General features: G+C 42.2%; 10 protein-coding genes. 6 read left to right on the top strand and 4 right to left on the bottom strand.

Annotated elements, in window-relative coordinates:
* The coding region (locus EHR06_RS19400) for a hypothetical protein (RefSeq protein WP_341867514.1) at window positions 1–337 on the bottom strand (337 nt) is incomplete at its 3' end.
* A gap of 65 nt (window positions 338–402) precedes the next feature.
* Here EHR06_RS19400 and EHR06_RS19395 point away from each other — a divergent pair.
* Window positions 403–735: a hypothetical protein gene (locus tag EHR06_RS19395; protein ID WP_135758088.1), complete on the top strand. Its 333-nt coding sequence runs from the start codon at window positions 403–405 to the stop codon at window positions 733–735.
* A 62-nt stretch (window positions 736–797) separates the two neighbouring features.
* Here the strand turns inward: EHR06_RS19395 and nusA are convergent, their stop codons facing one another.
* The gene (nusA, locus tag EHR06_RS16905; RefSeq protein ID WP_135758087.1) at window positions 798–2,168 is read right to left on the bottom strand and encodes a transcription termination factor NusA; all 1,371 of its coding nucleotides are present in this window, start codon (window positions 2,166–2,168) and stop codon (window positions 798–800) included.
* A 2-nt stretch (window positions 2,169–2,170) separates the two neighbouring features.
* A complete protein-coding gene (gene rimP / locus EHR06_RS16900) occupies window positions 2,171–2,596 on the bottom strand; it encodes a ribosome maturation factor RimP (RefSeq protein ID WP_244243434.1) in 426 nt (141 codons plus the stop codon).
* Window positions 2,597–2,956: 360 nt separating this feature from the next.
* On the opposite strand from rimP, the gene EHR06_RS16895 reads away from it, so the two are divergent.
* The 3 genes from EHR06_RS16895 (at window position 2,957) to EHR06_RS16885 (ending at window position 6,749) form a co-directional block, all read left to right on the top strand.
* The gene (locus tag EHR06_RS16895) at window positions 2,957–4,111 is read left to right on the top strand and encodes an LIC_12708 family protein (protein WP_135758086.1); all 1,155 of its coding nucleotides are present in this window, start codon (window positions 2,957–2,959) and stop codon (window positions 4,109–4,111) included.
* Between the two features lies 1 nt (window position 4,112).
* Window positions 4,113–5,576: a bifunctional ADP-dependent NAD(P)H-hydrate dehydratase/NAD(P)H-hydrate epimerase gene (locus tag EHR06_RS16890; RefSeq protein ID WP_135758085.1), complete on the top strand. Its 1,464-nt coding sequence runs from the start codon at window positions 4,113–4,115 to the stop codon at window positions 5,574–5,576.
* 231 nt (window positions 5,577–5,807) lie between these two features.
* Entirely contained in the window at window positions 5,808–6,749 is a 942-nt protein-coding gene (locus tag EHR06_RS16885; protein WP_135758084.1) for a hypothetical protein, read from the top strand.
* Here the strand turns inward: EHR06_RS16885 and EHR06_RS16880 are convergent, their stop codons facing one another.
* Window positions 6,750–7,379, bottom strand: coding sequence for a CDGSH iron-sulfur domain-containing protein (locus EHR06_RS16880; RefSeq protein ID WP_135758083.1), 630 nt, complete (start codon window positions 7,377–7,379; stop codon window positions 6,750–6,752).
* Window positions 7,380–7,546: 167 nt separating this feature from the next.
* Between EHR06_RS16880 and EHR06_RS16875 the strand changes: the two genes are divergently transcribed.
* The gene (locus EHR06_RS16875; RefSeq protein WP_135758082.1) at window positions 7,547–8,140 is read left to right on the top strand and encodes a hypothetical protein; all 594 of its coding nucleotides are present in this window, start codon (window positions 7,547–7,549) and stop codon (window positions 8,138–8,140) included.
* Window positions 8,141–8,146: 6 nt separating this feature from the next.
* A complete protein-coding gene (locus EHR06_RS16870) occupies window positions 8,147–8,383 on the top strand; it encodes a hypothetical protein (RefSeq protein ID WP_086446703.1) in 237 nt (78 codons plus the stop codon).
* Window positions 8,384–8,616: the final 233 nt, after the last annotated feature.

Here is an 8,616-nt window from a genome sequence, read left to right as displayed (position 1 = left end):
CCTCCTCCTCCTCCTCCTCCTCCTCCTCCTCCTCCTCCTCCTCCTCCTCCTCCTCCTCCTCCTCCTCCTCCTCCTCCGCCTTGGTAACCACCGCCCTGACCTCCCTGGCCTCCGCGATATCCACCACCGCCGCCTTCACGGTTTTGGTATCCTCCGCCTTGACCACCTTGGCCTCCGCGATATCCGCCGCCACCGCCTTCGCGATTTTGGTATCCGCCACCTTCTCTGTTTTGGCCGCCGCGATATCCGCCGCCGCCTTGACCACCTTGGTAACCACCACCTTCACGGTTTTGGTAACCTTGGTTTCCGTCTTGGCGATTTCCTCGGTAGTTTCCACCACCGCCTTCGCGGTTTTGAGTCGGGAACGTAGGTCTCTGACTTGGACGAGATACTATAATATTATTGTCTTCTCTCTGGAATGGAGGTCTGCCTTCTCCCAGAATATGTTCTGGAGGAGCAGATCTTGGAACCGGAGGTTCTTGGCGAGTGCTTGGTTCCGGAAAGAGAGGTTCTTTTTTAGGAGGAGTCGAACTTTTAGGAGTGCTTGGAGAGGAAGAAGCTGCAGCAGCTGGATTACTTGGAGCTGGATCTACAGGGGCCTCTTTCTTTGCAGAAGTAGAAGGCGTTTTTTCGTCCGGCTTCTTTTTGATCACCAGTTTCTTCTTCTTACTTGCGTCAGCAGAAGCAGAGCCCTGGAGCTTTTCCTTGATTGATTTATTCTTTTCTTCCATATAATGTCCTGGTCAAGTACGCGATGTACTGAAAACGGGTCCTAGCCTAACCCTCAAATCGAGAGATTAGCTCTCCTCCACCCACTCTACAGATTCCGCCAATATCCTGAGGATTTGTGCGGCAGTAGTCTGTCCTATGCCGGGGAGTTTTGCCAAGTCATCCTGGCTAATCTCGATCAACGTCTCAACGTTATTGATCCCTGCGCTCCTTAATAGGCCAATCAATCGGGTAGAAAGTCCAGGTAAGTCTTCTAGAGCAGTTGCTCCATCGTCGTCATCTTCTTCCGCGGCAGCTGCAGGAGGACTGAATAGTTTATCCAATCTCTCTCTCGCTTCTGGAGAAGAAAACTCTTCGTTATACTGGGCTATTGTTTTGATATCGATCCTAAATCCGGTTAACTGTGAAGCCAACTTTACATTGGAACCGTTGATCCCGATTGCAAGAGATAATTGTTCTTCCGGAACGATTACCATTGCTTCTCTACCTACGGAATCCGCCTTTACATCGTAAGGTTTTGCCGGAGAGATCGCGTTTGCGATAAACTCTGTCGGGTCCGAAGAGTATTGAACGATATCTATTCTTTCATTTCCTAATTCCCGAACGATGGACTGGATACGAACCCCTTTCATACCAACACATGCTCCCACAGGATCAATATCTCCTCTGGTAGCATAAACCACTACTTTGGTACGAATGGAAGGTTGACGAGCCACGTTTACGATCTCTACGAGTCCATCGTAGATCTCCGGGATTTCCATTTCGAAAAGTTTACGAACAAAGTCCGCGGAAGCTCTGGAAAGAGTGATCACTGGGATCGGTTCTCTCGGACGAAGTTCAACTTTTTGTATGATTGCTTTTAGACGATCCCCGCTGTGATATTTTTCTCCGGGGTTTTGTTCACGCTTAGGCATTACACCCTCGACCTTACCAAGATCGATGGACATAGCGTCTTTTTTCCAACGTTGGAAATATCCGTGAGTCAGTTCGCCTTCTTTTGCTTTGTATTCCTGATACAGAAGTTCTTTTTCCATATCTCTCAAACGTTGGAATACCATTTGTTTTGCCTGAGATGAAATGATCCTGGAAAGCTCCATCGGCTTTTCTCTAAAATCCAGGACTTCTCCCGCAGTTGCGTTAGGATAAACCGCCTTAGCGTCTTCTAAGGAAATTTCCAAACCGTTTGCAGGAGTGGACTCCACAACTTTGCGGGATACTACTATAACTACGTTTTCTCCGTCTCCGGAGGAAGCAAATTCTACCTTGATCGGACTTTCCTCTTCTTCAAGAGTTTCGATGCCCGACTTCTTTTTGTACGCGGTAATCAAAGAATCACGAATGACTCCCATCACGGCTTCCCTGTCTAGGGACTTGTCGGCACAAAATTGTTGGATCGCTTCCAACAGATTGACTTCGACTTCTTTCTTCTTAACTGCCATAATCAAATACTTACGTACAAATTTCCTTTCAGTATATCCTTCAATTCCAGAATGACTTCCTTTTTTTTAGAACCTTTTGTCTTCCTCTTGGAAAACGGTTCTAAAAAGATCCTGTCTTCTTTCCTATCCAGAATCTTAAAGATTCCTTCTTTATCGCCCGACCCTTCTGACTTATAGACGAGTCGGACCGGTATTCCGCGGAATCTATCCAGATCCTCGGGAATCACCAGTTTTCTTTCCGCACCGGCGGAAGAAACCTTGAGAGTATAGTTCAGATCCGGTGAGATCTGCTCCAACTCTTCATTCAGTTTTCTGGAAACTTGCTCACATTCCAGAAGGCTGACGGAACCGTACGGGTGTTCGAGGTGATCCAACTCTACCTCGATCAGCGTATGGTTTGGCCTTTGGCTAACCATGAGTGCATACAGCTTGACGGGAGTGAGAAGGATTCGATCTAAGATCGTTTCGATAACTTCTTTACTGACTGTCAATGCCGGCCTTACAGAGAGTCTCTGAACCGCTTCGTTTTGCCTCAAAAAAGAGGAAAAAACAACCTACAAAATCGGAATATCTCCGAAATTTTTGGGTTTTCCCATACATTCAATGGGTGGTTCCCGATACCTATTCAAAATATTTTTGGCTAACCCTAGTGTAAAGTAAAAAATACGCCTAGTTCCGAGCCATCCTCTTGATACGAGCGAAATTGCTTGTTTTCATATACTAAAAAGAAGGATGGTAACGAAATGTCCCGGGCAAACCAAAAATAGGCTCGGGTTTTTATTAGAACCATGCAAAATTCTTTTACTTCTAAAATTTGGACCTCATCTGTCCGCAAATACCTCCCCTTTTTCTTATCTTCTATCTTAGTGATAGGAGCTTGTTCCAAATTCCGAGTGGATGATTATAATCCTTATCTATACGGAAGAGTTAAATTAGGAAAAGATCTAAAAGAATTACAAGTAAGCATAGTCAATAGGGTTCCTACAAATGTTCCGAACCAAGTTGCTGTTGCTTCCGGAGTGATTTACGTTCCTGACTTCGAACAATCTCTGATCAAAGCATTCAACTCAGACGGAGATCTGAAGTTTGTGATCGGAAACTCCAAAGAAAAACAAGACAAGGTCAAAACTTATAATATTAAATTAGGAAGGATCGGACTCGTCACAGTTTCGGACGGAGATGATATCTATGTTCAATCCAGAGTTTCTAGAGAAGATGCTAAGGCGGATAAAGTAGCCGAAAATATTTACGCAAAAAAATCCGGAGAATTCCGCACGGAAGCGGAAGAAGCAGTTCCTTCCGTGATCTTAAAAATAAACGACTCCGGAAAACTTTCCCAAACAATCTACGCCGATGGCATAGGAGGTTCTATTCCATTCGGTTATGTAGAAAGAATGGAAGCCGGGAACAACGATCTATTATTCGTTTTCCATAGACAGAATGGAGCGATGAGGCTTAGCATTTTTGACGAGTCCGGAAAATTAAAACAAAAGGTAGAAGGCTCCGACTTCAAAGATTCTCTGAATCAAGGAGAAGCTTACACTTGGTATGTGGATTCTTTTATCTCTCATCCGGATGGAGAATATGTGCTTGGGTCTTTTAGTTTTTACGAAACTAAATCCGGAAGATTCAAAAATAGAAAGATCATAAAATACGAACTCAAAGACAAAAGGATCACTCCAATCAAAGAGATCCAAGACCCTTCTGAAACATTATACTGGGTCCTAAACAATGATAACTTTTTCATCTGGGAAACAGAAGTAGAAGAAGGAAATTCAATCCGACTACAAGTCCACGATGAGGACGGAAACCATGTAAATAATATCCGACTCAACTACCCTCCACCCCGCGGGCTCTGGAGAGAAACTTGGATGGATACGAACGATGAGATCTATTCTATGAAGATCAGATCCGGTTATTTAGAGATCCATAAATGGAAATAAAATGAACCGCGAAAATTTCCAGGTTCTATTCGACGAAGAAGAAGCAAAAGCCCTAGACGAGCAAACCATCCGAAATAGAAAAATTTCAGGAACTCTGCTCATGGGCTTTGCTGCACTTTCCATCTTCCAAACCTGGGAAGAAGTTTTCAAATCCGCAAAAAAAGTAATCATACTCTGCGGTTCCGGAAACAACGGAGGAGACGGATATGCCCTCGCCCATTTTTTAAGGGCAGAAGGTATGCAGGTGGAAATCTATTCCAAAGAAGGAAACCTCTCCGAAGAAACGAAATTTTATAAAAATCTAACTGAAGAACTGAAGATCCCAAGTTTTCCTTTGGAAAAATTTAGGAGCAATCTCGTAAATCCTAGGGAAGTTTTAGTAGATTCTCTTCTAGGAACTGGATTTAAAGGCCCGCTATCAGGTGAAATTGCACATACAGCTGCAGAAATCCGATCAGCAAAAGAAAAACTAAAAGATTCTTTGCTGATTTTAAGTATAGATGCAGTCTCCGGATATTCACCCGACGAAAAAACCCCATTTGCTGCGGATATTTTAGCGGAAATCGGATCTCCTAAGGCCAAAAATGTATTCTATCCTCTATCCAAAGATAGAAAATCATTCCATCCAATTGGATTTTTACGCCAGGAATTCCAAACATCCAAATATCTTTTGCCAAGGGCGAACAAAGAAGAACTAATCTCTAAACTTACCAGAGAAAAAGATTCACATAAATACAAAAACGGTTCCGCAGTATTTGTTGGCGGCTCGGAAGGAATGTCCGGAGCAATTCTATCTTCCGCACTTGCATTCCAAGAATTAGGAGGAGGAATTTCACAAATACTCACTCCTTCCGCAAATACCTTGACGAAGGTACTGAAAAAAGATCCTTCTTTTATGGTTTCCGGATTAGAAACTTCTAAAAAATCTAATGATTATCCTTTTTTAAAAAAAGCAAGCGTAGCATGTGTAGGTCCTGGACTTGCTTCTTCTGATCTTCCTCACTTATCTTTTTCTAAAGAAACAATATTGGTTTTTGATGCAGGTGCATTCAAATATTTAGATGAAAAACATTTAGGTCCCAACACAATTCTCACTCCTCATTTAGGAGAATGGTCTTCTATCACAGGTAAAAAGTACATAAGCCAATATTCCGCTTTAGAAGATGCAAAGATTTGGGCAAAAGAGAAGAGAACGTATTTACTATTAAAAGGCCCCGTTTCTATCCTATTTACTCCCGAGGGAAATTCATATTTTTGGGAGTTCCAAGAACCCAAGCTGGCTGTCATGGGAACTGGTGATCTACTTGTAGGAATTCTAACATTCTTCTTATCCAGAGGAGAAGGTATGATAGAATCAGTCAGACTCTCTCAAAGTATTCTTCTTTATTGCGCTGAATTATGCAAAGGTTATCCTACAGCAGGCAGGATCCGTAAAAAGATCAGATCTCTGATTGATTCTTTATAATCTATAGTTTCGCACGGAGCTCACAGAGTTTTCTCACGCAGAGACACGAAGCCGCGGAGATTATTAGATTTACAAAATTTTCTACTTTACATTTCCCTCAGCGTCTTTGCGACTCCGCGTGAAATAATATATCACATAACAATAGTTATATGAAACTCGAATAAAGATTTCATAATTATAACGACCGCTATAAGATCCAAGGCAAATCAACAAAAGCCAGGAGAAAAACTTATGGGCTCGATGAAAAGAATATCACTCGCCCTTCTTCTTTTCTTCTTTGCATGCCAAGGAAGTAATAAGAACAACACTAACGGTTTTCTGGGACTCGCGGTCGCAGAAGCATTAAGCGATCATTGCGCAGAAGCCACGTATAAGAGCGATGTGAACAGATATGAAGTAACTCTCAACGGAGTTCCGAATATAGGCTGCAACCAAGCAGCTTTAGAAGGGACCACGCATGCGGATTACGCCGCAATGCAAAGAGCAGACTTCGTGAGAGCTAAAGCGGTTACGGATGCAGTGGGAGGAGGAACTGGAGAAGCCTGCGAGAGGACATCTGCGTTATTTGCCACTTGGATACAAGCAATAGACGATCAAAATTGGAACGCACTTCCTGATGTGGATTCACCTGACGAATTCACTGCAAGGATGACAAACACAAGATTCTACCCGATCAACAGTTTTCTGACTGAAAGCCAAACATTTCTTACCAATGGTTTAGGAGCGGGTGATCCGTTTGCGGGAGATGCTTGGGTCGTCATAGACGCACCTTTAGGTTTTGGAGGACCGGTCAAAGCGACTGCTTATACCCAGACTCAAATTGACGTGTCCACGGTAGCGGATCTTGAGCTTTACCAAAACGGGGATCTTACTGCACATTTATTAGCAATGGGTAATGCATTTAGCCCGTTAGTTGGAGGAGGTGTGGAGAATCCTTGTGTCCAAGCGGTATTTGTTTTGATCAAACAAAAATATCCGGGAGCATTCGGTGCAATTAGAAGAAATTCCCAAACAGGGAATATACTCACCGTCAGTGCCGCTTACCAAGATCCGACCGTTTTTGATACAAGCTTAAGCGTGAATCCGTTCATGTATCTCAGCTACTGTGAATATGGCACAGATGCGGAAGCGACCCATTTATGCGCTACCTTAAACGATAGATTCGCGGAATAGTCACTCAGACTTAAATTTGATCTTGCGATGAGTTCCATCGCAATAAGGTTTATTGGAAGAACCACCACAACGACAGAGGTAAGTTTCGGTGGTTCTATTTGTTACCTTTCCCGTTCCGGAACAAATTTCTAAATTTCCACTCACTTTCAAAGGACCGTTTTTGGTAGGTTCTACCTTCAAAATTCCATTTCGAACAGGCAAAGCCTGAGATTCCTGGACCTGCGGTTCTCCGGTCGCAGTAAATCCTATACTCACATGAGTCGCATCACAAAAAGGTTTATGGGTAGAAGCTCCGCATCTACAAAGAGTAAGTCTATATTGTTTTTCGATACCTTCCAGCTCTATGTCAGCATGGACCGCAAGAGGCCCATTCTCTCTTATCCTCAAAACATTTACGGGAGGAGCAGTTTCTTTGAAAGAAGGATCATTCGATTCAAAACGGATCGCACCGGATGGACAATTCAAAGCTAAAGATTTGATCTCTTCTACGCTCGCTTTGTCAGGATAGATCCATTCTCCTTCTACATTCGGAACGAATACATCCGGTCTACTTAGCACACAATTTCTGGAATGAATACATTTTTTGCCATCGAAAAGAATAGTGGCTTCTTTCCCTTTTACGATTTCCATGATTGAGCCTCGGATCTTCAGTATGCACAATTTTTAAAAGTAATGCAACCGAATGATTTAGGAACATACTAGGATCAAAAAATTCGATCAATCCATTTACAGTGGAATGCTTGCAATCTTTTCTAGGAAAAAGTAATCTATGGAAAAAGGACCTAGGAATATCTATAATGAGTAAAGGTTACCATTCCCGCTCTCCGGAAGAATTCCAGGATTTCCTGCGTAAAAGTAAGGATGCGGGCAAATCGAATAACCGTTCTAAGTTGATCCTGTTTTTTGACGTTATATTATTACTTTTTATTTTTTCTGTGGTAGCCAAACTTTTGAATCCTCTGGCTTTTACCGGTCAGACTGAATCTAAGGAAATTTCCTCCGGTTTTGTGAGTTATCGTCTTTCTTCCAGTAAGGAGAACTCGAAGGACTTTCCGATCTTTTTTCTATTTTTGAAAAATAAAGGAACTGAAAGTTTATCTTTTCCGAATACGGAGGATAAAATACGGGTTTTTATCAAAAGTGGAGATCTGAATTGTCTGGAAGATTCTTGGACTTTGGCTTCTAAAAATTTAGAACCTGGAAGTACGAATTTTTTCAGATACGAAATTTCTTCGGAACTTCTTTCTAATCTTCCTCCTGAATGTAAAACTCAGGAAAAGACTTTTTTAAATAATATTACCAATGTTTTCCAAGGCGGAAAAAAAAGATCCTTTCATGCGGAAATTCTCCGAAAAGCTGAAAACATTTCTTTAGAAATTCCTAATTTTTGAGATATTATGAACGAAGAGATCCAAGCATTAAATAAGATAGTCGCAATCGTAGACGAAAAAGCTTCCTTATTCAAAAAGGATTGGAGTCATATGCCTAAGATCAGGGCTGTAACTGAAAAAAAGCTGATCTTAGATCTGATCGAGAACGCTCTCCAATTAGCAAAAAATATTCGTCCTGCGCCGAATGATTTACTGGGAGATTTACAGAAGTTAAAGGCGGAGTTCTCTAGGCTTCCGCTGTAGAGAATTCAGTGATGTAGGAATTCCAACAAATATAAGACGCAAAATTGAATTGTAGAAATTTGAATTTTATGATATAGGGACGGGGCTCTCCCACGAGCCACTCCCCGCCACCCGAACCTGGTGAAAAACCTGGGACATAGGTAACAGTTTAAACCAGAGACATGGGTTACACTTTTAATATCCTAGATACCTTTTTCTTACGTTCATTGAATATTCCTATTTTAACGAAGCTA

Source organism: Leptospira dzoumogneensis (assembly GCF_004770895.1).
In the GTDB taxonomy this organism is placed as follows: Bacteria; Spirochaetota; Leptospiria; order Leptospirales; family Leptospiraceae; genus Leptospira_B; species Leptospira_B dzoumogneensis.
Note: the sequence above shows the minus strand (reverse complement) of the source record. Positions and strands in the feature narration are given on the sequence as shown.